At 61.8% G+C, this 20,990-nt stretch carries 20 protein-coding genes and 1 pseudogene; 7 read left to right on the top strand and 14 right to left on the bottom strand.

Annotated features, from left to right (window positions below; genetic code table 11):
* Positions 1–21: 21 nt before the first annotated feature.
* The 5 genes from OKW28_RS12635 to OKW28_RS12615 all read right to left on the bottom strand — a co-directional run bounded on the left by OKW28_RS12635 (position 22) and on the right by OKW28_RS12615 (position 3,782).
* On the bottom strand, positions 22–396 hold the full coding sequence (locus OKW28_RS12635) for a CpaD family pilus assembly lipoprotein (RefSeq protein WP_429292383.1): 375 nt from the start codon (positions 394–396) through the stop codon (positions 22–24).
* 11 nt (positions 397–407) lie between these two features.
* Positions 408–1,769 (bottom strand): type II and III secretion system protein family protein, encoded by a 1,362-nt coding sequence (locus tag OKW28_RS12630; RefSeq protein WP_429445931.1) that lies wholly within the window; start codon positions 1,767–1,769, stop codon positions 408–410.
* Positions 1,770–1,905: 136 nt separating this feature from the next.
* Entirely contained in the window at positions 1,906–2,850 is a 945-nt protein-coding gene (cpaB, locus tag OKW28_RS12625) for a Flp pilus assembly protein CpaB (protein WP_429445929.1), read from the bottom strand.
* A 24-nt stretch (positions 2,851–2,874) separates the two neighbouring features.
* Positions 2,875–3,402, bottom strand: a complete 528-nt coding sequence (locus OKW28_RS12620) for an A24 family peptidase (RefSeq protein ID WP_429445927.1) — start codon at positions 3,400–3,402, stop codon at positions 2,875–2,877.
* 59 nt (positions 3,403–3,461) lie between these two features.
* Entirely contained in the window at positions 3,462–3,782 is a 321-nt protein-coding gene (locus tag OKW28_RS12615; protein WP_429445925.1) for a Flp family type IVb pilin, read from the bottom strand.
* A 417-nt stretch (positions 3,783–4,199) separates the two neighbouring features.
* Between OKW28_RS12615 and OKW28_RS12610 the strand changes: the two genes are divergently transcribed.
* The 4 genes from OKW28_RS12610 to OKW28_RS12595 all read left to right on the top strand — a co-directional run bounded on the left by OKW28_RS12610 (position 4,200) and on the right by OKW28_RS12595 (position 7,412).
* Positions 4,200–4,781 (top strand): IMPACT family protein, encoded by a 582-nt coding sequence (locus OKW28_RS12610; RefSeq protein WP_429445923.1) that lies wholly within the window; start codon positions 4,200–4,202, stop codon positions 4,779–4,781.
* A 149-nt stretch (positions 4,782–4,930) separates the two neighbouring features.
* Positions 4,931–5,512 (top strand): hypothetical protein, encoded by a 582-nt coding sequence (locus OKW28_RS12605; RefSeq protein ID WP_429445922.1) that lies wholly within the window; start codon positions 4,931–4,933, stop codon positions 5,510–5,512.
* A 109-nt stretch (positions 5,513–5,621) separates the two neighbouring features.
* Positions 5,622–6,242: a LysE family translocator gene (locus OKW28_RS12600; protein WP_429445920.1), complete on the top strand. Its 621-nt coding sequence runs from the start codon at positions 5,622–5,624 to the stop codon at positions 6,240–6,242.
* Positions 6,243–6,434: 192 nt separating this feature from the next.
* Positions 6,435–7,412 (top strand): 2-dehydropantoate 2-reductase, encoded by a 978-nt coding sequence (locus OKW28_RS12595; protein WP_018424732.1) that lies wholly within the window; start codon positions 6,435–6,437, stop codon positions 7,410–7,412.
* A gap of 85 nt (positions 7,413–7,497) precedes the next feature.
* On the opposite strand, the gene OKW28_RS12590 is transcribed toward OKW28_RS12595, so the two are convergent.
* The 3 genes from OKW28_RS12590 to oxlT all read right to left on the bottom strand — a co-directional run bounded on the left by OKW28_RS12590 (position 7,498) and on the right by oxlT (position 11,405).
* Positions 7,498–8,949: an aldehyde dehydrogenase family protein gene (locus OKW28_RS12590; RefSeq protein WP_429446941.1), complete on the bottom strand. Its 1,452-nt coding sequence runs from the start codon at positions 8,947–8,949 to the stop codon at positions 7,498–7,500.
* A 92-nt stretch (positions 8,950–9,041) separates the two neighbouring features.
* Entirely contained in the window at positions 9,042–10,025 is a 984-nt protein-coding gene (locus tag OKW28_RS12585; protein ID WP_429445917.1) for a LysR family transcriptional regulator, read from the bottom strand.
* A gap of 30 nt (positions 10,026–10,055) precedes the next feature.
* Positions 10,056–11,405, bottom strand: coding sequence for an oxalate/formate MFS antiporter (gene oxlT, locus OKW28_RS12580; protein ID WP_429445915.1), 1,350 nt, complete (start codon positions 11,403–11,405; stop codon positions 10,056–10,058).
* Positions 11,406–11,776: 371 nt separating this feature from the next.
* On the opposite strand from oxlT, the gene OKW28_RS12575 reads away from it, so the two are divergent.
* Positions 11,777–12,724 (top strand): LysR family transcriptional regulator, encoded by a 948-nt coding sequence (locus OKW28_RS12575; protein ID WP_018424728.1) that lies wholly within the window; start codon positions 11,777–11,779, stop codon positions 12,722–12,724.
* Between the two features lie 96 nt (positions 12,725–12,820).
* Positions 12,821–13,141: a hypothetical protein gene (locus OKW28_RS12570; RefSeq protein WP_429445914.1), complete on the top strand. Its 321-nt coding sequence runs from the start codon at positions 12,821–12,823 to the stop codon at positions 13,139–13,141.
* Positions 13,142–13,231: 90 nt separating this feature from the next.
* Here the strand turns inward: OKW28_RS12570 and OKW28_RS12565 are convergent, their stop codons facing one another.
* The 6 genes and pseudogenes from OKW28_RS12565 to OKW28_RS12540 form a co-directional block, all read right to left on the bottom strand.
* Positions 13,232–13,990 (bottom strand): NAD(P)(+) transhydrogenase (Re/Si-specific) subunit beta, encoded by a 759-nt coding sequence (locus tag OKW28_RS12565; protein WP_429446939.1) that lies wholly within the window; start codon positions 13,988–13,990, stop codon positions 13,232–13,234.
* A 33-nt stretch (positions 13,991–14,023) separates the two neighbouring features.
* A pseudogene (locus OKW28_RS12560) lies at positions 14,024–14,806 on the bottom strand (fumarylacetoacetate hydrolase family protein); the annotation flags it as partial.
* 9 nt (positions 14,807–14,815) lie between these two features.
* Positions 14,816–16,063 (bottom strand): formyl-CoA transferase, encoded by a 1,248-nt coding sequence (frc, locus tag OKW28_RS12555; RefSeq protein ID WP_429445912.1) that lies wholly within the window; start codon positions 16,061–16,063, stop codon positions 14,816–14,818.
* A 24-nt stretch (positions 16,064–16,087) separates the two neighbouring features.
* Complete coding sequence (locus OKW28_RS12550; protein WP_429445909.1) at positions 16,088–17,851, bottom strand: thiamine pyrophosphate-binding protein; 1,764 nt, start codon at positions 17,849–17,851, stop codon at positions 16,088–16,090.
* Positions 17,852–18,308: 457 nt separating this feature from the next.
* Positions 18,309–19,028 carry a GntR family transcriptional regulator gene (locus OKW28_RS12545; protein WP_013091210.1) on the bottom strand — a complete coding sequence of 240 codons (720 nt, stop codon included), beginning with the start codon at positions 19,026–19,028 and terminating at the stop codon, positions 18,309–18,311.
* Positions 19,006–19,224, bottom strand: coding sequence for a hypothetical protein (locus OKW28_RS12540; RefSeq protein WP_184010619.1), 219 nt, complete (start codon positions 19,222–19,224; stop codon positions 19,006–19,008). Before OKW28_RS12540 ends, OKW28_RS12545 begins: the two co-directional genes overlap by 23 nt.
* A 374-nt stretch (positions 19,225–19,598) precedes the next feature.
* On the opposite strand from OKW28_RS12540, the gene shiA reads away from it, so the two are divergent.
* Positions 19,599–20,918, top strand: coding sequence for a shikimate transporter (shiA, locus tag OKW28_RS12535; RefSeq protein ID WP_429445907.1), 1,320 nt, complete (start codon positions 19,599–19,601; stop codon positions 20,916–20,918).
* Positions 20,919–20,990: the final 72 nt, after the last annotated feature.

Below are 20,990 nucleotides of genomic sequence, written 5' to 3'. Positions count from 1 at the left end.
GAAGTGGGTTGGGTCCTGTCGTTACTTCGCGTTGCGCGAAGATTGCTTGTCGAGCGGCGTGACCTTGTCCTGCTCGTAGCGGCGCATCGCATCGGCTGCCACGGCCGCATCGGCCGGCCCCATGGGTCCAGGCTGCTCCAGATCGCGTGGATGCGCGATCTGCGCGGCCAGGTTGGTGTAGGTCGCGCACCCCCATGCCACCGAGGGCTGCCGCAGGCCGCCGTCGGTCAGCCCGGATGGCACGGCAAGCTGCCTGCAATCCGGCGGCACGACCTGGCCATCGTCGTGGCGGATGACCGAGGCATCGGGCATATCGAACGGCGGCTGGAAACACCCGCCCAGCAGCGTGACGAGCAGACCGAGCGGAGCAAACAGCATCCTGAATCGCATTGTCATGGTCGCTCCGATCAATAGATGTATCCGGCCCGGCCCACCAGACGCGGCTGGGTGTCGGCGTCCGCGACGGGCGCCTTGGCGCCCGCCGAACCATAGGTGTGCTGGAAGCTGTACTCGAGGTCACCCACTGGCTGCATAACCGAATCCAGCGGGGTACGCAGTTTGTCCGGACTGACCGGATCGACCAGATACGGCGTCACGATGATGACCAGTTCGGTCTTGTTGTTCAGGTAGCTGTTCGACGAAAACAGCTTGCCGAGTACCGGAATCGAGCCGAGGCCGGGTATCTGCGAAATGGTGTTGCTCGTATTGTTTTGCAGCAAACCCGCGATGGCGAAGCTCTGACCGCTGCCGAGCTCGACCGTGGTATTCGCGCTGCGCACGCTCAGGCCCGGAATCGTGATGCCGCCAGTGGTAACGCTGACCGACGAGTCGATCTGGCTCACTTCAGGCCGGACCTTGAGGCTGATCCGATTGTCGTTGAGCACGGTCGGCGTGAAGTCCAGCTTCACACCGAACTGCTTGAACTCGACATCGATCGCGCCGTTGGTCTGCGAAACCGGAATCGGAAACTCCCCGCCCGCGAGAAAACTGGCGGTCTGGCCAGACAACGCCACGAGATTCGGCTCGGCCAGCATCGTCAGCAATCCTTCCTGATGGAGCGCGTCCAGCAGCATCTGGATGTTCCAGTGGCTCGTCGCGAAACCGGTCAGCAGCGAAAACGCACCGTTCGTCGCCAGATTGACAGGCGAACCGCCGTTGCTACTCGATCCAGTCGTATTGAGAATGCCGCGACCGTTAAACAGCCCTGTCTGCCAATTGCCAGGGAGGCCGAGCGATTGCCAGTTCACGCCTAGTTGCTGGGTGACGGTACGGTCGACTTCGGAAATGCGCACGCGTAGTTGCACCTGCAACGGATGCGCGATCGTCATGCGGTTCACGAGCACCTGTTTTTCCGCCAGGTACGGCGTAATCATCTGCACCACGGCATCCGCGACATCTGATCCCGACACTTCGCCCGAGACCTGCAGCGATCCGGGCCCGGCGTTGAGCCGCAGATTAGCGTCCGGGTAGCGCGCCGCCATCATGCGGCGCAGCGTGTCCAGATCGGCGCCGACCACAACGCTGCGCTTGAGCAACTGCACGCCGTTCGCCGTCAGCGCGAACAGCGTTGTCGTGCCGGCCTTCTTGCCGAGTAGCACCAGTACGCGCGGAGTCGGCATGTGCACGTCGGCCACGTCCGGATCGGCCACGAATACCGAACTGGCATCCTGATTGAGACGCACGAGCACCTCCTGCCCAGCTGTCACGCTCACGCTGCCGTCGGCGTCGGCATGCTCACTCGCGCGGATTGGTACGGGCTTCTGTGCCATATATGTCGGTGGAAGCTTTCTCACCTGCGCTTGCGCTCCGACAGCCATTCCCAGCCCGACGGCGAACACCACCGCGCGTGCGACCATCGGCCATTTCCCTGGCGCTACCCCAGTCAGATAAATTGCTTTCATATTCTTATTGCGGCATGGGCTGGGTCGGAAGCGGAGGGACATGACCACCGCCCGGTAACGGCACGCTCGAATCCTCGGCCAGATTTTTTTGCGAACCGCGATAAACCATCACGCTATGGCCTGGGACGGCACTCTGCGGCTTATTGCTCGCCGGTCGTGGCAGCTCGCGCACGGCACGCGAAATATCGCCGGCCCAGACGGGTCCGGGCGGAGCGGAAGCCGCGTCGGAGGAATCGGCGCCAGGATCGCGGCTGGCCACGGCAAAGCTGCGCAGGGCAAGCGACAAGCTACCAAGCCGCGCCGCCACGGACACCACCTCCGCCCTCTCCGGTGAGACTTCCAGCGTGACGGTGCGCGCCCGGTTACCCGAATCGGACGGATTGCCGTCTGCCTTCGGACGCTGAATGACCGAGCCGACGGCCAGCACGCGCACGTGTTGAACGATGGTTTCGCTCGCCACCGCCAGCACCGGCTCGTCGGTACGGTTGCTCATCTGTTGGGTCAGCAACAGGTCCACGTAGTCGCCCGGCTCAATCAGACCGGCATTGCCCGAGACATCGTCGATCGCAACCGACACCGCCCGCATTCCCGGTTTCAGCGTAGCGGCCAGAAAACCCGGCGCGCCCGGAAGGATGACCTCATCGGACAGGACCGCCTGGCCAGTCGACACGGCTTGACGTAACAGCGCGCCTTTCAGTTCGACTGTATTCGCCGTATCGCCGTCGATCACCGCACCGGCCGGCACGCTCGCCACCGGCGTGTCCTTCCAGGCGAGATCGGCCTCTCGCAGCAGCAGGCCGGCGGGAAGATCGGCGGCCGCTACGCGGACCCGTTTCATGGCAGGAGGCTGAACGTGCTGGGCTGTCGCGGTTTGGACAACGAAACGCACGATAAACGCCACAAGCAGTGCGCCCAGCAGCAGAGCTGCCAGCTTTATGATCTTGGACATATAGGCAGAGGCCGAAGTCGTTTTCTAGTGCTTCACAATGTGCGTTATCGCCCAAGGCAACCAGAGCGGTAACAGAATTGCCGCGCTGCCACCCGCAGCAAGCGCGACCCCATACGGCACCCCGCGCCGACAGGAAAAGAATGCAAGACCGCGCATTGATCCGAAGCACGCAGCGGGATCGAGCCGACGTGTCGCGAGGCCGAGCAGTGCAACGAGCAACCCGGTCACAGCAACCAGCATCAGCGTCGACGTCGCGACCAGCAGGTTGCTACCGACCCACAGGCCGATGGCTGCAACCAGCTTGACGTCTCCGCCGCCCAGCATGTTCATCAGGTAGAGTCCAACGCACAGCACACTTACTACAGCCGCAACCAGCACATGCTCCCCGGTCGCAGACAACGACATTTGCGCGAGCACCGCATCGGCAAAGAACAGAATGGCGACCGCGAGTACGCCCTTGTTGGGCAAACGGCGGTCGCGCACATCCATCACTGCAAGCCACCCCAGCGTTCCCACCGCCGCCAGCCGGACCACGAGTGAAAGCTCGGACATCGCCACCTCTTATTGAGCTCGCGAAACGCGGGTGAATTCGGGGGGGAACCTTAATTTAATTAGGTGGTTGCGCTAACAATCGTGCTGCTCAGATTCTGGAAGCCCGACTGAAGCCCGCTCGAAAGAAAAGCGACGCCGGCGACGACTGCCGCCACGATGATCCCTGCCAGAATCGCGTACTCCAGCGCGGTCACGCCGCGCTCGTCGCGCGCGAATTTTTTGACGAATTGACGAATTTTCATATAGCCCCTCAAAAACACAGTTGGTCGATAGCCAAAGATTTTCCGGTCGTTGCGGATCCGACCTGCACTTATCGTAGCCGCGCGAACCGGATACCCCCGGGCGAAAAAGACGGGAAAAACCGGCTCAATTCGGCTCATGGAATGCAACCAGGACTGAGTAAGAGCCTAACCGTCTCATCTGTTAACGGCCGGTATTCAGGGAACTTTACTGAATAAATCACTAGTGCATTCCCGAATCGCAAGAAGACCGGTGATCGATGCAGTTAAAAAAAGAATTTTTCCGCGCCGATTGGCGACCAAACGGGTCGGAATATTGGGCGAAAAATTTGATGAAATCGATCAATAATGCGTCACCGAATCGCAAGAAGACTGCACTCGATCTCGTGAAATGCGGCCCTTATTTCGCGCAATGATCGATAGGTTGATGTCCACGCATAATTGCCCCATCTGAGCCCGCAGTCCATATCGCACCCGGTCCATCCCTGGTCAACACAAGCGGGACGAAGTCACCCCGTCAACCAATTGATTTTATTGACATAACGGATCTCGACTAACGTGAGTCACACCGTCTCAACCACAGCGTCTGCGGAACTCGAGATTCGCAAGAGCCGCTTCATCGCCTATGCGATCCCGGTCGCCGATCGCGATGCCGCGATGGCCGAATTGCATCGTCTGCGCGACGAACATCCGGCCGCGACGCATGTGTGCTGGGCGCTGCTCGCGGGCGGCCAATCCGGCATGTCCGACGACGGCGAGCCGTCCGGCACCGCCGGCCGGCCGATTCTCGAAGTGCTGCGACATCACGATCTGGACGGCGTGCTCGCGGCCGTCGTGCGCTATTACGGCGGGGTGAAACTCGGCGCGGGCGGTCTGGTGCGCGCATACACCGATGCGATCGCGTCCGCGCTGCTCGACGCGCCGCGCGTCGAGAGGATTGCTCAGGTTTTGCTGGGCGTCGAAGTGAGTTATGCCGACGAAGCCAAAGTCCGTCGATGGATGGACGCCGAAGGCTATGCGCTCGTGGACAGCGCCTACGGCATGCTGGTGAAGATGACGATGCGCGTGCCCGCCAACGCACTCGACGACGCCAAAGCAACGCTGATCGATATCACGCAAGGAAAGGCGGGCTTTTTCTGAACGGCTCAGGTCCGGCCCTGACGCGGGCAATTCCGAAAACATCCGTTTGAAGGTTCGACGGTCCGGTTCGCTGCTACCATGCTGTTCTTCACCGGGATGACTCCACTGAAAAGGCAACTCCTCTGACTTCGACCGCCGCTTTCTCCCGCATGGCTGCTGCGCGTTCGCCGTTGAGATCCGTCGTGCTCAAGGGCTGCGGCGCCATACTGCTGCCCACGCTGCTGTCCGCGTGCTCCTGGTCATGGTTCGGCCTGAACAGCAGCGCCAGCGCAACGCACGCGAAGACCCACGGCACCGGCTCGCTCAGCGTCGCCCCTGGACGCGACTTCGCGTATCTGCCCGCGCGCGACGGTCACGTCTCGCCGAACCGCATCGAAAATACCGGGATGACCGGGCTCGTGCTGAAGGACGACGTCAGCCTCGTGGTGCGCAATGGCGTCGCGAATAGTCTGCGAGTGGCCGGTTTTCGTATCGACGACAACAAACGCGTGCTCAGCGGCAGCATCGAAACCTTCACGGTGGACGATAGGCGCTCGCCGGCGCTGTGGACGCTGAAGATGCACTACGTGGTTGTCGATGCGGCGACCCAAAAAGTCATGTACACGACCACGCGCACCGTGAAGCAGAAGTCGCCGAAATTCACCAACAACACGATCGCGATCGAAGACACGGTCAAGGTCAGCGTCGATACGTTGATTGGCGATCCAGGCTTTATCAAGGCGGTGAACTGAGCACGCGGCCGGCCGAGGCGCGGCGCGGTTTCGCTACAATCCCGGCAACGCATCGCGCGCGATCCTCCGCGCGATGCATCGTGATCTCCCGTTCGGAATGCAAGCCGTCATGTCCCTTACCGCCTGGCTATTCTTTTTACCCGCCTGCTTTGCCATCAACCTCGCACCCGGGCCCAATAACCTGCTTTCGATCAATGTGGCCGCGCGTCATGGCTTCATGAAAGCGTTCGTCGGCGGCAGCGGCCGGCTGCTCGCCTTCGCGATGATGCTCGCACTCGCCGCGACCGGTCTCGCGGTCGTGCTGCATGCGTCCGAGTGGATCTTTCTGGCGATCAAACTCGCGGGCGCCACTTATCTGATCTGGCTCGCGATCCAGTTGTGGCGCAGCGCCGCACCCGCAATCGATACGTCGCAACCCCAGGAGGCCGCGCTCTCGCGCATCGCACGGCACGAGTTTTTCGTGGCGGCGGGCAATCCGAAGGCGATTCTGGTTTTTACCGCGTTCCTGCCGCAATTCGTCGACGTCGCGCAGCCGATACTGCCGCAATTCGCCGCGCTCGGCGCGAGCTTTCTGGTACTCGAATGGGTCGCGATTGCATTGTATTCGTGGGCCGGCATGTATCTCGGCAAATGGCTGATGCGCGCGCAGATCCGCCGCTGGTTCAATCGCTGCTGCGGCGGATTTCTCGCGGCAATCGGCGTGAGTTTTCTGCTGGTTCGGCGCGGCTGAGGTATCGAGGCTCTCCGACAGTCGAAGCAGCATTCGCGTGCGGTCTTTTCATAACGAATAGCTAATACATCGACGGAGAAACTTTAACTATCAGCATTCGTCGCGCCACCTTATGCTCGAACCGTGACCGGCCGCGAATGACTGCAATGCGGCATTGGGCGAACGGCTTTTTCATCGTCACGGAGCGACATCATGAAGATCTGCATCTTCGGAGCGGGAGCGATTGGCGGTTTAATGGGCGTGCAATTGGCACGCGCCGGCGCGGACGTCAGCTTCATTGCGCGCGGCCCGCATCTGGCCGCGATGCGTGAACACGGCGCGCGCCTCATCATGGATGGCGAAACGTTCAGCGCGCCGGTGCGCTGCACGTCCGATCCACGCGAACTCGGCGTCCAGGACTTCGTCATCGTGACGCTGAAGGCGCATTCGCTGCCTGGCGTGGTCGATTCCATGCAACCGCTACTCGGCAAGCACACGGCGATCGTTACCGGCGTCAACGGCATTCCATATTGGTACTTCTATCAGCACGGCGGGCGCTTTGCCGGCACCCGGCTGACGAGCGTCGACCCCGACGGTTCGCAATGGACCAAGCTCGGACCCGAGCGCGCGATTGGCTGCGTACTCTATCCGGCGGCGGAGATCGTCGAACCGGGGGTGATCAAACATGTGTACGGCAAGAAGTTTCCCATCGGCGAACCCAGTGGCGAGCGCACCCCGCGCATTCAGCAATTGCACGAGATCATGCAGGCGGCCGGCTTCGAAGCGCCGATTCGCGACAACATTCGCGACGAAATCTGGCTCAAGCTATGGGGTAATCTGTGCTTCAACCCGATTAGCGCATTGACGCATGCAACGCTCGATGTGCTCACGAGTGACCCGGGCACGCGCGCGGTCTCACGCACGATGATGCTCGAAGCGAAGCGAATCGCGGATCAGTTCGGCGTGCACTTTCGCGTCGATGTGGAAAGGCGTATTGATGGCGCGGGTGCGGTCGGTGCGCACAAGACATCAACGCTCGTCGATCTCGAGCACCGCAGGCCGATGGAAATCGATCCTTTATTGACCGTCGTGCAGGAAATGGGGCGACTCGTTGCCGAACCGACACCCACTATCGACGTCGTGCTCGCACTGATCAAATTGCGCGAGAAGATGGCTTTACAGGGCAATTGACCGAGTACTCGTCAATTCCTTTTCGTTTTGCGACACGACCTGAAGGATCGGATGCCATGCATCCGATCCTTTTTCGCATTTGCCGCTATTGATCGATCGCCACCCACACCGCCTTCGGTTCCGTGAAGTTCTCGATCGCGACATCGCCATGCTCGCGACCGAAGCCCGAATCGCCAGCACCGCCCCACGGCAAACGCACGTCCGTATAGCCGTAGGTGTTGATCCACACCGTGCCCGCCTTCAGGTCGCGCGCCACGCGATGCACGCGGCTCAAGTCAGCGCTCCACACGCCTGCCGCGAGACTGTACGACGTGCCATTGGCGATTCGGATCGCGTCCGCTTCGTCGTTGAAACGGATCACGCTCGCCACGGGCCCGAAGATTTCTTCCTGCGAAATACGCATTTCGTGCTCGACATTCGCGAACACGGTCGGCTCGACGAAAAAGCCGCGATTGCCGACGCGCGCGCCACCCGTCACGAGCGATGCGCCTTCCGAGCGTCCCGTGTCGACATAGCTCAATACGGTCTTCATCTGCGCGGCCGAAATCAGCGGTCCCATCGACGTTTCGCGCAGCGAGGGATCGCCGACCTTGATCGACTTCGCGCGCGTGGCCAGACGCTCGACCACTTCGTCATACACATCGCGATGCGCGAGTATCCGCGACCCGGCGGAGCACACTTGCCCCGTATTGAAGAACACGCCCGACGCCGCGGCTCGCACCGCATTGTCGAGATTCGCGTCGGCAAAAATCACGTTGGCCGACTTGCCGCCGAGTTCCAGCGTCACGCGTTTGAAGTTGCCCGCCGCGCCCCGCAGGATGCCTCGTCCGACCGAAGGCGAACCGGTGAACGTGACCTTGTCGATACCGGGATGCGAGACCATTGCGTCGCCCACCACGCTGCCTTTGCCGGTGACGATGTTGAGCACACCCGGCGGCACGCCCGCTTCGAGCGCCAGCTCGCCGATGCGCAACGCGGTGAGCGGCGTGATCTCGGCAGGCTTGACGATCAGCGTGCAACCGCATGCGAGCGCGGGCGCGATCTTCCACATGCCGATCATCAGCGGAAAATTCCACGGCACGATTGCGGCGACCACGCCGACAGGTTCGCGCAACGTATAGGTCAATGCATCGGGACGCGTCGGCACCACCTGGCCGTTGATCTTGTCGCACCAGCCTGCGTAGTATTCGACGGTATCGATCGAGGCGGGCACGTCCTGACGCATCACCGCGGCAATCGGCTTGCCGCCGTCGAGACTTTCGAGCGCGGCGAGTTCTTCCATGTTCTCCCGCATCAGGCCCGCGAGACGTTGCAGGATGCGCCCGCGTTCGGCGGCCCGAATCGAATTCCATACTTTCAATGCGCCGCGCGCGGCGCGCACCGCGGCATCGACGTCGGCGGCGCTGCCTTGCGCCACCAGTGCGATCGGCTCCTCGGTCGCGGGATTGATGTCGACGGAATATTCCCCGGTGCCTGGCGGCATGCGCTTGCCGTCGATCAGCAGATCATGGTGGCTGAGATCGGTCTGGATTTCCATCATGAAGCTCCTTGAGTAGGACGTTATGTCGTTGACTGACGGCGCATCGATCGAATGCCGCGCGTCGCGCAAGCTTTTTGGTCGACCCCTGTCTAAGGTTCCGGCAACAGGCTTTGCCGCACGGACCGCCAGTTGAAGCTTGGCGTCGCGGCTGCGGCAGGCGCTTCGTTCGCGATCGGCGAATGATCAGTCGTAGACGCAACGAACTGCGCCCACGCAGCAGCCGCATTGGGACGAAGCGAGCGATTTCTGCGGTGCACGAGTACCGTCGTCAATGCCGTTTCGGGGACCAGCGGGCGGCTCACCAACGAAGCGCCCGGCGAAGGCCAATGCGCATCGACAGGCAATACGCCGACACCCAGTCCCAATTCGACCATGCGCGCTACCGTCGCAACGTGTCCGAGTTCCTGCAACGGTCGGCGCTTCGATCCGTTCGCGGCGAGTACCGGTGCGAGCGCGGCGCGCACGCCAGTATCGGCATTCAGCGTTATCAGTGGACATTCGCGCAACGCGTGCCATCCGATGCTGTCTTGCCGCGCTAGCGGATGCGCGGATGGAAGCACCGCATGCAGCGGCGTAGTGAAAAGTACCTGAGCGTGCAGTAGAGGACGATCGACAGGTGCAGTCACACAGACCGCGCCGAAATCCACCTCGCCCTGCTCGACACTGGCCAGTACGCTGCTTTGAGGCTGATCGTTGACCGATACGACCAGCTCGGGAAAAACCGACGCGCACTGCGCCAAAGCCTGCGGCACCCAGCCCGATGACAACACCGGATTACTCGCGAATAAGACGACGCCCGTGTGTCCGTCATAAGCAGCGCGCTCTTCGAGCAGCGTCAACTCGATTTCGTCGAGCAGCCGGCCAATTCTTCTCTCGAGACTCGCACCCGCATTCGTCAGTTCGACCTGGCGTGTCGTGCGATCGAACAGCTTCAATTCAAGCGCGTCTTCCAGTTCACGCACGCAACGGCTCACGGCCGACTGCGTCAGATCGAACTCGCGCGCCGCGCGCGTGAAACTCCGCTCGCGCGCGACCGCGACGAATACCTTGAGCTGCTGCAGCGAAACGTTCATGGCGTCGGTTCCGGGCGCGCGACGCTCACGTTATTCGCCAGACTGTTCGGGCCAGTGACTCATTCGCGACGCATTGCCATTGCCATGACCCGCGACGGCCAGCGCGCCCTGAGGTTCATTGTGCGATTCGATCCAACGCGCGCGCATCGGCTCGAGGATGAACTTCGCGGAAATGCCGGCTGCGATCGTGATGACGGCGGCAAAGACGAAGACAAGGCTCCAGCCGCCCGTCGCCGCGAGTACGGACGCGATCGGCACCAGCAACGAGGCCGTGCCCTTCGCGGTGTACAACGTGCCGGCATTGGCGGCCGCGTACTTGCTGCCGAACGTATCGGCGCAAGTCGCCGGGAAGATCGAGAAGATCTCGCCCCAGAACAGGAAGATCAGCGCGGCAAAGACCATGAACGCATACGGATTGCTGCCGAACTGCATCATGCCGAGCAACGCGAGCCCCTCGCCGATGAAGATCACGAACATCGTGTTTTCACGGCCGATCTTGTCGGAGATGAAGCCGCACAGCGGACGCGTCAAGCCGTTGAAGATATTGTCGATCGACAGCGTGAGGGTCAGCAGCGGCAACGTCGCGCCGAAGACCGTCATCGGAATGCGCGCTATGCCCCAGTCTTTCGCGATCGGGCCGATCTGCGCGGTCGCCATCAAGCCGCCTGCCGCGACCGCGACGAACGACGCGTAGATCACCCAGAACACTGGCGTTCTGATCATCTGGCGCGAGGTGAAATCGACCTTCGACACCGCGAAGCGGCTCTTGCGTACCCCTGGCTGACTCAAGAGCGGCCGCGTCAGGAGCATCGCGAGCAGCAGAATGCTGACGCCTTGCACGATGCCAAAGAACAGGAACGTCTCTTCATAGCCGCGGCGGGTAATCATGTTCGCAATCGGAATCACCGTCAGCGCCGCGCCTGCGCCAAAGCCCGCGGCCGTCAAACCCGCGGCGAGACCGCGCCGGTCGGGAAACCATTTGAGCGCATTGCCGACGCATGTTCCATACACACCGCCCGCGCCTATCCCGCCAATCACCGCGGCGAAATACAACATGCCGAGCGTGGTCGCATGCGAATTGAGAATCCACGACAAACCCGCGCATACCGCGCCGGCTGCCACCACCGGGCGCGGCCCGTATCGATCGACGAGCCAGCCCTCGAACGGCACGAGCCACGTCTCGGTCAGAATGAAGATCGAGAACGCGAGCTGGATCGACGCCTCGCTCCAGTGATGCCGCGCATGCATAGGAGCCACGAATAACGTCCACGCATATTGCAGATTCGCCACCAGCGCCATGCATACCATGCCGATGACGAGTTGCCACCATCGGTTACGCCAGGACATATGGGTCGTCGATTGCTGGGTGATATCGTTCATGAGCCTTGTCTCCGCTATATATTTAGTGCAGCCGGCTTACGCGCCGCGCTGGATGCGTCCCGCCTTATCGTTATGGCCCGAGAACTTCGCTATTCGGGAAAAATCTCAATTGACGCTTTTGTGTTTCCGCAGATCCCCCGAACTCGTCTTCTATAAAATTCTTGCTTTATTCCGACCAGAACCACGCTTCAGCCGGTAAGCATTACAGCTTATTCCCCGCTATTGAGTCCGCTACACCACATATCTATGCGTTAACCCGCGTATTACAGCGGCTATTCGGCTTGTTATAGATTTCATGCTAGGGTCATTGCTGAATTACTCATAATTAAAGTTTGTTATTATGTTGATTCACGTTTCCTTATACATCGACCATGACGATGCGCAATGCAACTCTGCGGCAACTGAAGGTCTTTGAAACGGTAGCGCGCCACCTGAGTTTTTCGCGCGCCGCGGAGGAATTGCATCTGACTCAGCCGGCCGTTTCCACCCAGGTCCGGCAACTCGAGGAACATGCGGGGCTGCCTCTGTTCGAGCAACTCGGCAAGAAGATCTATCTGACGCCGGCCGGCACGGAAATGCTCCACTACAGCCGCGCGATCATGCAGCAGTTCCATGAAGTCGACGAAGCGATGAGCCAGTTGAAGGGCGTCTCCGGCGGCAAACTGAATGTTGCAGTGATTAGCGCGGGCGACTATTTCTTTCCGCGCCTTCTCGCCGAATTCACGCGTCGCTATTCGGGTGTGGATCTCAATCTCGCGGTACACAACCGCGAAGAACTGCTTCATCAACTGGCGACCAATCAGACCGACCTCGCGGTCATGGTGCGTCCGCCGCACGAAACCGACGCGACCAATGAACCGTTCGCGCCGCACCCGTACGTGATCGTCGCGGCGCCCACTCATCCGCTTGCGCACAAGCGCAATATCCGCTTCAGTCAACTCGCGAACGAAGCGTTCATCGTGCGCGAACGCGGCTCGGACACGTGGAATTCGATGGAAGAAGGTTTTGCCGGCCGGCTGTCCAATCTGAAGATTGCGATGGAGATCAAGAGCACCGAGACGATCAAGCAGGCGGTCATCGCCGGCATGGGCATCGCGTTTCTGTCCGCCCATACGATCAGCCTCGAATTGCAACTGGGTCATCTGGTCGTGCTCGACGTCGAAACCTTTCCGGTCATGCTCAATTGGTATGTCGTGCATCGGAAGAACAAGCGTCTGCCACCGGTTGCCGTCGCCTTCAAACGCTTCCTGATGGAGGAAGGCGCCAATCTGATCGAAAAGATCACCCGCGTGAAGGAACTGAGCGTGCATAAGCCGTAGGCTATGGAAAGCCAATAAAACTTTAACTATTACAAATCGATCGCGACTTCTATGCTGCAAGCGAGTTCTTTCACTTGCGAGCCGAGGAGGCCGATCATGAACCACGCTCCGGTTGAATCCCCTATCAGTACACGCAACGCTCGCACAGCGGCGGCGGATCACGAAGACCAACCCGACGATGCGCACCTGAGCGCCTACAATGCCGCGTTCAGCGATCTTGGGCTGCGGTTTCGCTGGGACCGTGCAACGCTCGACATGCTGAAAGAGTTCAATGGCGAGTTGGCGCGAATCACCGCTTATATCGAGCGCTATTACAGCCACCTGCATCGGGCGTACGATGCCGACTTTCTCGCGCAACTGATTCTGCATAGGAAGACGCAGTACTACAGCGAATTCGCCGCGACCGTGGGCGAATAGAAGCATCGAAAAAGACTCGGGCGGCGGGATCATCGTCCCGCCGTCTTCGCTATTGGCAATCAGGTCTCCTGGCGGCGCATGCATCATTGATCAGCGACGTGTAGTGAAATGAACCGGCCGCTCGTGCGCGCATTGGCGTGCACAGTCCCGCTTGCGGCCATTGCCGCGTCTACCATCACGCCCATCCCGACCATCTGCAGAGGCGCTCACGCGCATCATCGCCGGCGTGACATCGCGAAGCGCCCACGTCTGCTCTTCCCCGCCATGCCACTCGATGTTCTCGAGCAGGCCCGGCTTGCCGATCGCCAGGCCATCGCTACGTGCGGCGAAGGCATACATGCGCGCTGCGCAACTGACGCGATTCGCCGCGTGAGCGGGATCGGCCGAGTACTCGCGACTCAGCATCAGATGCACGCCCATTGCCAACGCCAGCGCGCCCGTCGCGAGCAATGCCGCGAGTCCGAATGGCTGTGTCTGTTCAGTGACGAAGCCGTAACCGAGCCATCCGCACAAAAACAGCGCAAACAGATTGACGACGTGATGTCCCGGCCGTGCGACCGCCTCGAGTTGCAATGCGCCGCGCAGCTTGCAGAACGCAATCGCCGAGATCGCAAAGAGCAGCGCGCCGATCAACACGGCTGCAAACAGTTCGATGCGTTCGCTGTTCTCGCGCGCCGCTGCCAACAGGTAGCGCGTAAAGCCTATCGACGCGACCGCCAAACCGATGCCGCTGCCAAGCAATGCAAGCATCCGGGGCCTGCGTGTCAGATCGCGTTCGCGCACGCATGAATGCCGATGCGCCGAACGTCGGCCGAACTGTCGTCGCGAGAGCGCGGCCAACGCCACCATCAGCACCGCGTTCGCGATATCGCCCGATCGCCGTGGCTCGTCGTGCCGCGCCGCGCTCAAGGTATTGGCCAGCGTGCCTATCCCATCGATCGTGATCGAGACCGTTGCACCGTCCTTGATCGACCCCACGCCCACCGAGGTGCCGCACGCAATCACGTCGCCGGGTTCGAGCGTCAGATCCTGCGATATCAGACTCACCTGCTCGGCCGGCGAAAAGACCATATCGGCGAGCGGATAGTTCTGACGCTCGGCGCCGTCGAGCGTGGTCAGGAGGCGCGCCGCCCGCCAGTCGAAACCGGAGACGATGGCCGGACCCAGGCAACAGAAGGTATCGAAGCTCTTCGCGCGACACCACTGCCGAAAATGCGGATTCTCGTTAAGCAGATCGGCGGCGGTGACGTCGTTGACGAGCGTGTAGCCGAAGATCGCCGCCTCCGCCTGCTGCGCATCCGCGTCGCGGCAACGCTGGCCGATCACGATGCCGAGTTCGCCTTCGTAGACGATCTTGCCCGCGTAGTGACGCGGCCGGCGGATCGGCTCGCCCGCGCCGATCACCGACGCCGCCGGCTTCAGCAGAAACAGCGGATGCGTGGGCACGGGTTTGTCGAGCTTCGCCGCGAGCGCGTGATAGTTATTCCAGAGCGCGACGATCTTGCCGGGCGAGCACGGCGCCAACGGCGTCAATGCGCGCAGCGACAGTACTGCGCCGGTCGGCACCGGCTGCGCGAGACTTTCGTACTCATGCAGATAGGCGCCTTCGACACGGCCGAACACGATGCCGCCGTCGCCCGACATGAACCGCATCCACGTCTGCATGCCTCGCTCCTAGATTGCGCCCGCCGTGCGCAGCGCCGTGATCTGCTCGGCCGAATAACCGAGCTCGGCCATCACTTCATCGGTATGTTCGCCAAGCAGCGGCGAGCGTTTGACGTCGGTCGGGCTGTCGGACAGCTTGATGGGATTGCCCACTGTCAGATACTTGCCGCGCTTCGGATGATCGACTTCGACGATCGTGCCGGTTTTGCGCAGCGACGGCTCCTCGGCAATTTCCTTCATCGACAGGATCGGGCCGCACGGAATGTCGTATTTGTTCAGGATCTGCATTGCCTCGAACTTGGTCTTCGTCATCGTCCAGCGTTCGATTTCGGCGAAGATCTCCTTCAATCGCGGCAGGCGCGCGGGCGCCGTCGCGTAGTCGGGGTCCGTGGCCCACTCCTCCTTGCCGATCACGTTGCAGATCTTCGCCCACACGGGCGCCTGGGTGATGAAGTAGATATACGCGTTGGGGTCCGTCTCCCAGCCCTTGCACTTCAGAATCCATCCCGGCTGACCGCCCCCCGAGGCATTGCCCGCACGCGGCACCGCCTCGCCGAACGTGCCGTTCGGATATTGCGGATACTCTTTCATCACGCCGGTACGGTCGAGCCGCTGCTGGTCTCGCAGTTTGACGCGGCACAAATTGAGCACGCCGTCCTGCATGGCCGCGAGCACGCGCTGGCCGCGTCCGGTATGCGTGCGTTGATAGAGCGCAGTGACGATGCCGAGCGCGAGATGCAGCCCCGTGCCGCTGTCGCCGATCTGCGCGCCGGTCACGACCGGCGGGCCGTCGTCGAAGCCGGTGGTCGACGCCGCGCCGCCCGCGCATTGCGCGACGTTTTCATAGACTTTGCAGTCCTCGTAGGGACCGGGACCGAAGCCCTTCACCGAGGCGACGATCATGCGCGGATTCAATTCCTGAATCCGCTCCCACGTAAAGCCCATCCGGTCGAGCGCGCCCGGTGCGAAGTTTTCGACCAGTACGTCGCATGTCTGGATCAGCGCTTCGAGCACCTGCTTGCCTTCCGGATGCTTGGTGTCGATCGTGACCGAGCGCTTGTTGTGATTGAGCATCGTGAAGTACAGGCTATCCACGTCGGGAATATCGCGCAGCTGCTCGCGCGTGATGTCGCCCGCGCCTGCCCGTTCCACCTTGATCACGTCCGCGCCGAACCATGCGAGCAATTGCGTGCAGGTCGGCCCCGATTGCACATGCGTGAAATCGAGGATGCGCACACCGTCGAGTGCCTTGGCCATGTCGTATCTCCTGAACGATGAGGGTTATTTGTACATGGTCTGGTTCTTCGTGCCCGGTGCGTACTCGCGCGGGTCGACCCAGATGTTGACCACCGCCGAGCGGCCGGTGCGATGAATCGCTTCGCGCGCACGCTGTAGCGCGCTCGCGATCTGCGCGGGATCGCGCACTTCCTCGCCATAGCCGCCGAGCATTTCGGCGAATTTGCTGAACGGCACGTCGCCGAGCAGATTGCCGACGTTGCCGCGTTCTTCGCCGTACTTGGCAAGCTGGCCGTAGCGGATCTGGTTCATCGCCGAGTTGTTGCCGATCACCGCGAGATACGGTGCGCCGAAGCGGTTCGCGGTTTCCATGTCGAACGCGGTCATGCCGAACGAGCCGTCGCCGTAATAGCAGAGCACTTCCTTGTGCGGGTGCGCGAGCTTCGCCGCGAGCGCGAAGCCGGTGCCGACGCCAAGCGAGCCGAGCGCGCCGGGGTCCATCCACTGGCCGGGGCGGCGCGGGCGCACCGCTTGCGCGGAGATCGTCACGACGTCGCCGCCGTCGCCGATATAGACGGTGTCGTCGGACAGGAATTCGTTGAGTTCGTACGCGACACGATAGGGATGAATCGGCGTGCTATTCGAGCGGAATAGCGGCATCAGTTTTTCGGTTGCGGTCGCTTCGGCGTCGCGCAACTGCGCCATCCATTTGCGGCGCGCCTGACGCTTGTCGTCCTTGATACGACCGCTCGCGGCCTGCAGCACCGCGGCGAGGATCGCGCCCGGATCGCCGACGAGCCCCAGATCGATATCGCGATTCTTGCCGACGGTTCGATAGTCCATATCGATCTGCACCAGCGTCAATTCCTTGCTGATGCGTCGGCCGTAACCCATGCGGAAATCGAACGGCGTGCCGACCACAATCAGCACGTCGGCATTCGCGAACGCCTGCGAACGCGTGCGATCGAAATGATGCGGATCGCCCGGCGGCAGCAGCCCGCGGCTCGCGCCATTGAAATAGCCGGGAATCTCAATGCGGCGCAGCAGCGCAATCGCTTCCTCGTGACCGCGCGCGGTCCACACCTGCTGGCCGTACAGGATCGCGGGGCGTTCCGCATCGACGAGAATGTCCGCCAGTTTCTCGATGTCGCGCGGGTCACCGATCGATTTCGTCGACGCGCGATAGCGGCCCGATCGCGGCACGATCGCGCGCGACGCGTCGACTTCGCGGTCGAGCACGTCGCGTGGAATTTCCAGGTAGGCGGGACCGGGCGCGCCGTTGAAGCATTCGCGCGCGGCCATCGAGATCATATCCGCGACGCGTTCGGTGCTCGACACGCTCGCGGCGAACTTCGTGATCGGCGCCATGATGTCGACGTGCGGCAGGTCCTGCAGCGAGCCCATCTTGTGCTGCGTCAGCGCGCCCTGCCCGCCGATGTGCAGGATCGGGCTTTCCGAGCGGAACGCGGTCGCGATGCCGGTCACCGCGTTCGTGCAGCCGGGGCCGGCGGTCGTCACCACGCAGCCGAGCTTGCCGGTCTGGCGCGCGTAGCCGTCGGCCGCGTGTGCGGCGACCTGCTCGTGGCGCACGTCGATGATGCGGATGCCTTCGTCGACGCAGCCGTCGTAGATATCGATGATGTGGCCGCCGCACAGCGTGAAGATCGTGTCGACCCCCTCGTTTTTCAGCGCCTTTGCGACCAGATGGCCGCCCGACACGACGCCCGCGTCGCGGGTCTTCTGCTTGAGCGTGTCGTCGGCGGTCGTGGTGGCCGTGGCCGGACTCAGGGATGAAACAACTGCAGACATGGTCATCTCCTCATCAATCGGATGTGCAACGGTTATCGACGGACGCGTCCGCTTCGATATACGTCCGGTTGCACCGACGTCTCACGGCTCCGAAGATACCGTATGTGATATATCACATTCCTTCAAGGCCAATTTCGAGACATAGACGGCGCGAAGTTTGTGCTGCTCGAGCTTGCCAGCCGCAGCTTTGCGCCGAATCTACAAGGCTCTGCGGCAGTCATTTCAAGGGAAAACACCAGGTCGTGCGTTACACCGGTCATTGTTGATATATCACATACCATATTTTCAAGACCGTCAAGCAAGGTTCATCCCGCAGCGCGGCGGCGATCTCGTTTTGTTTGCCGTTCGCCGCCGCGCGACCTGCGCATCGCTCGAAGTGCGCGCACGCAAAAAAGCCCGCAGTGCTTGCACACGCGGGCTTTTCGAAATCAGCAGCCAGGCAGCGTCTACGCCGCCATCAATCGAGGAAATCGCAATTGGCTTCGACGAACGCCGCGAGATCGAGCGAATGCTGGCGCGTGAGCCGCTCGGCGAGTTCGGTATCGCGCTTTTCGAGCGCCTCGATGATGCGCAGATGATCGACGATAGAGCGCGCGGCCCGATCGCTCTGCGAGATGGTCATGCGCCGGATCGCGCGCACGTGGATGAAGATGTTCTTGATCGTGTCGAGAATGATCTGCGACTTCGACAGCTCGACGATCGCCTGATGAAACGCGATGTTCGCGTCCGAATACTCGGCGATATGCTCGGCCGGCGTCGTGTCGCGGAAATTGTCGAACATATGGCGCAAGCGGCCGATTTCCTCGTCGGTCGCATGCAGCGTGGCGAGCCGCGCGGCCATGCTTTCGAGCGCGGCCCACATCTGGATCATCTCGACGATTTCGCGTTTGCTCTTGCGCACGATGTAGATGCCACGCCGCGGCACCATGCGCAGGAAGCCTTCCTGCTCGAGCAGCGTCATCGCTTCGCGCACCGGCGTGCGGCTCACGCCGAGCGATTCGCTGAGCACGCGCTCGTCGAGACGGATTTCTTCGCGATTCTGGTAGATATCCGCGTCGGCGATTGCCTGACGCAGCATCGCATAGGCCTGATCGCGCAAGCTCGCACTCGCGCCGATTGGCTGCAACGACAGGGTCAACGGGGTGGCCACTGTTTCAGTTGGAAGTTCTGACGACATTCATCGCCTCTGCTTGAACACGCGCGCGATTCGGCGCCGCCGTTTTGCCGCGCTGCTCGCCCAGACCCACGAAGCGGCCATGTTGCGATGCAGGTGCAGCGACCGATTCGGGAATCCAGTCGGTCAGCAGAACGGTGGCGGCACAGCCCAACCCAACGACGGCCATGGCGAACAGCGCAAGAGGCACGAATTCCACGTGTAACTCCGGATGATTGAGAAGATTGATCCCTCAATCATATGCTGCAACGCCGCATTTTTCAATATTTCGTATGTAGTATATCAATGACTGTTGTTTTTAAGATTACTTTCACGTTAGCACGCCGCGCGCTGCGCGGGTTCGCCCACATCATTCCCCGCGACGGTTCTCCGTGGCGCTCGGTGTAAACACGCAAAACGCGCGCTATTCGCGCAGCCGCGAGCGATGATCGCGCATTTTTACCATCACGCCGATTGTGAATTCCGGGTCGCGTCATTAACCTTCCGGACATTCCCTCCGCGGATCGATCGCGTCGAAAGCCTTGCCCGGGCGGCGCGATCGATTAAAGCACATATCACATTGAAGGAGACTCGATGAGCACCACCCACCCGCAGGCCACAGTGGCCACTCACCGCAATGCGCGCAGTCGGGCTCGCAAGGCCGCGCTCGGCAGCTTTATCGGCGCCGTGGTCGACTGGTACGACTTCCTGTTGTACGGCATCGTCGCCGCGCTCGTGTTCAACGCTGAGTTCTTCCCGAACGTCGGCCCGGCGATGGGCACGCTTGCCGCGTTCGCGACCTTCGGCGTCGGCTTTCTGTTCCGGCCGCTCGGCGGCTTCGTGTTCGGCCATTACGGCGACCGGCTCGGACGCAAGCGCATGCTCGTGCTCACCGTGATGATGATGGGTCTGTCGACGGCCGCGATCGGTCTGCTGCCGGCGTTCTCGACGATCGGCTGGTTGGCGCCGGTGCTGCTCGTCACGCTGCGCGCAATCCAGGGCTTTGCGGTCGGCGGCGAATGGGGCGGCGCGGCGTTGATGGCCGTCGAAAGCGCGCCCGAGAAAAAGAAGGCCTTTTACAGCAGCGGCGTGCAGGTCGGCTACGGCGTCGGGCTCGTGCTGTCGACGGGACTCGTCGCGCTGATCAGCCGCTCGATGGACAACGCCGCGTTCCTCAGCTGGGGCTGGCGTCTGCCGTTTCTGTTCAGCGTCGTACTGGTGCTGATCGCGCTGTGGATCCGCTCGAGCATGGAGGAATCTCAGGAGTTCGTCGAGAAAGTCGGCCAGCATGGCGAGCGCCGTGTGCGCCTACCGATCGTCGAAGCGCTGCTGCGCCATCCGAAGGCCTTTTTGCTGATCATCGCGCTGCGGCTCGCCGAGCTGTTCACGATGTACATCGTGACCGCGTTCGCGCTGAGCTACTCGACCACGAACCTGCAGATGCCGCGCGAGTTTTTCCTGACGATCGGCTTCGTCGTCGGCGCGCTCAGCTGCGTGACGATCCCGTGCTTCGCTTGGCTCGCGGATCGCTTCGGCCGCCGTCGCATCTATATGATCGGCGCGCTGGTCGGCGTGTTCAGCGCGGTGCCGTTCTTCCTCGCGCTCGAAGCGCGTTCGACAATATGGATCGTCGTGTTCGCGGTGATGCTTGCCAACATCGCGCACGACATGGTCGTCAGCGTCCAGCAGCCGATGTTCACCGAGCTGTTCGGCACCGAGTACCGCTATAGCGGCGCGGGTGTCGGCTATCAGGTGGCGAGCGTGGTCGGCGGCGGATTCACGCCGTTCATCGCGGTCGCGCTGGTCAGCTTCGCGGGCGGCTCGTGGCATCCGGTGGCCGCGTATCTGGCGATCGGCTGTCTGATTTCGGTACTCGTTGCAGCACGCATGAAGACCGGGCGCAAGATCGATTGACACCGGCGGAACTCGCCGTCGATACACGACGGGCCGCCGCGGTGAAGAAGCCGCGCCGGCCCGTTTCTTTTT

The organism is Paraburkholderia sp. 40 (assembly GCF_050434105.1).
Lineage (GTDB): Bacteria > Pseudomonadota > Gammaproteobacteria > Burkholderiales > Burkholderiaceae > Paraburkholderia > Paraburkholderia tuberum.
Note: the sequence above shows the minus strand (reverse complement) of the source record. Positions and strands in the feature narration are given on the sequence as shown.

Bases quoted from the DNA above. Each gene is read 5' to 3' on its own strand.
- OKW28_RS12635 (WP_429292383.1), bottom strand. From the start codon at position 396: ATGACAATGCGATTCAGGATGCTGTTTGCTCCGCTCGGTCTGCTCGTC.
- OKW28_RS12630 (WP_429445931.1), bottom strand. From the start codon at position 1,769: ATGGCACAGAAGCCCGTACCAATCCGCGCGAGTGAGCATGCCGACGCC.
- cpaB (WP_429445929.1), bottom strand. From the start codon at position 2,850: ATGTCCAAGATCATAAAGCTGGCAGCTCTGCTGCTGGGCGCACTGCTT.
- OKW28_RS12620 (WP_429445927.1), bottom strand. From the start codon at position 3,402: ATGTCCGAGCTTTCACTCGTGGTCCGGCTGGCGGCGGTGGGAACGCTG.
- OKW28_RS12615 (WP_429445925.1), bottom strand. From the start codon at position 3,782: ATGAGCCGAATTGAGCCGGTTTTTCCCGTCTTTTTCGCCCGGGGGTAT.
- OKW28_RS12605 (WP_429445922.1), top strand. From the start codon at position 4,931: ATGGCTGCTGCGCGTTCGCCGTTGAGATCCGTCGTGCTCAAGGGCTGC.
- OKW28_RS12600 (WP_429445920.1), top strand. From the start codon at position 5,622: ATGTCCCTTACCGCCTGGCTATTCTTTTTACCCGCCTGCTTTGCCATC.
- OKW28_RS12595 (WP_018424732.1), top strand. From the start codon at position 6,435: ATGAAGATCTGCATCTTCGGAGCGGGAGCGATTGGCGGTTTAATGGGC.
- OKW28_RS12590 (WP_429446941.1), bottom strand. From the start codon at position 8,949: ATGGAAATCCAGACCGATCTCAGCCACCATGATCTGCTGATCGACGGC.
- OKW28_RS12585 (WP_429445917.1), bottom strand. From the start codon at position 10,025: ATGAACGTTTCGCTGCAGCAGCTCAAGGTATTCGTCGCGGTCGCGCGC.
- oxlT (WP_429445915.1), bottom strand. From the start codon at position 11,405: ATGAACGATATCACCCAGCAATCGACGACCCATATGTCCTGGCGTAAC.
- OKW28_RS12575 (WP_018424728.1), top strand. From the start codon at position 11,777: ATGACGATGCGCAATGCAACTCTGCGGCAACTGAAGGTCTTTGAAACG.
- OKW28_RS12570 (WP_429445914.1), top strand. From the start codon at position 12,821: ATGAACCACGCTCCGGTTGAATCCCCTATCAGTACACGCAACGCTCGC.
- OKW28_RS12565 (WP_429446939.1), bottom strand. From the start codon at position 13,990: ATGGTGGCGTTGGCCGCGCTCTCGCGACGACAGTTCGGCCGACGTTCG.
- frc (WP_429445912.1), bottom strand. From the start codon at position 16,063: ATGGCCAAGGCACTCGACGGTGTGCGCATCCTCGATTTCACGCATGTG.
- OKW28_RS12550 (WP_429445909.1), bottom strand. From the start codon at position 17,851: ATGTCTGCAGTTGTTTCATCCCTGAGTCCGGCCACGGCCACCACGACC.
- OKW28_RS12545 (WP_013091210.1), bottom strand. From the start codon at position 19,028: ATGTCGTCAGAACTTCCAACTGAAACAGTGGCCACCCCGTTGACCCTG.
- shiA (WP_429445907.1), top strand. From the start codon at position 19,599: ATGAGCACCACCCACCCGCAGGCCACAGTGGCCACTCACCGCAATGCG.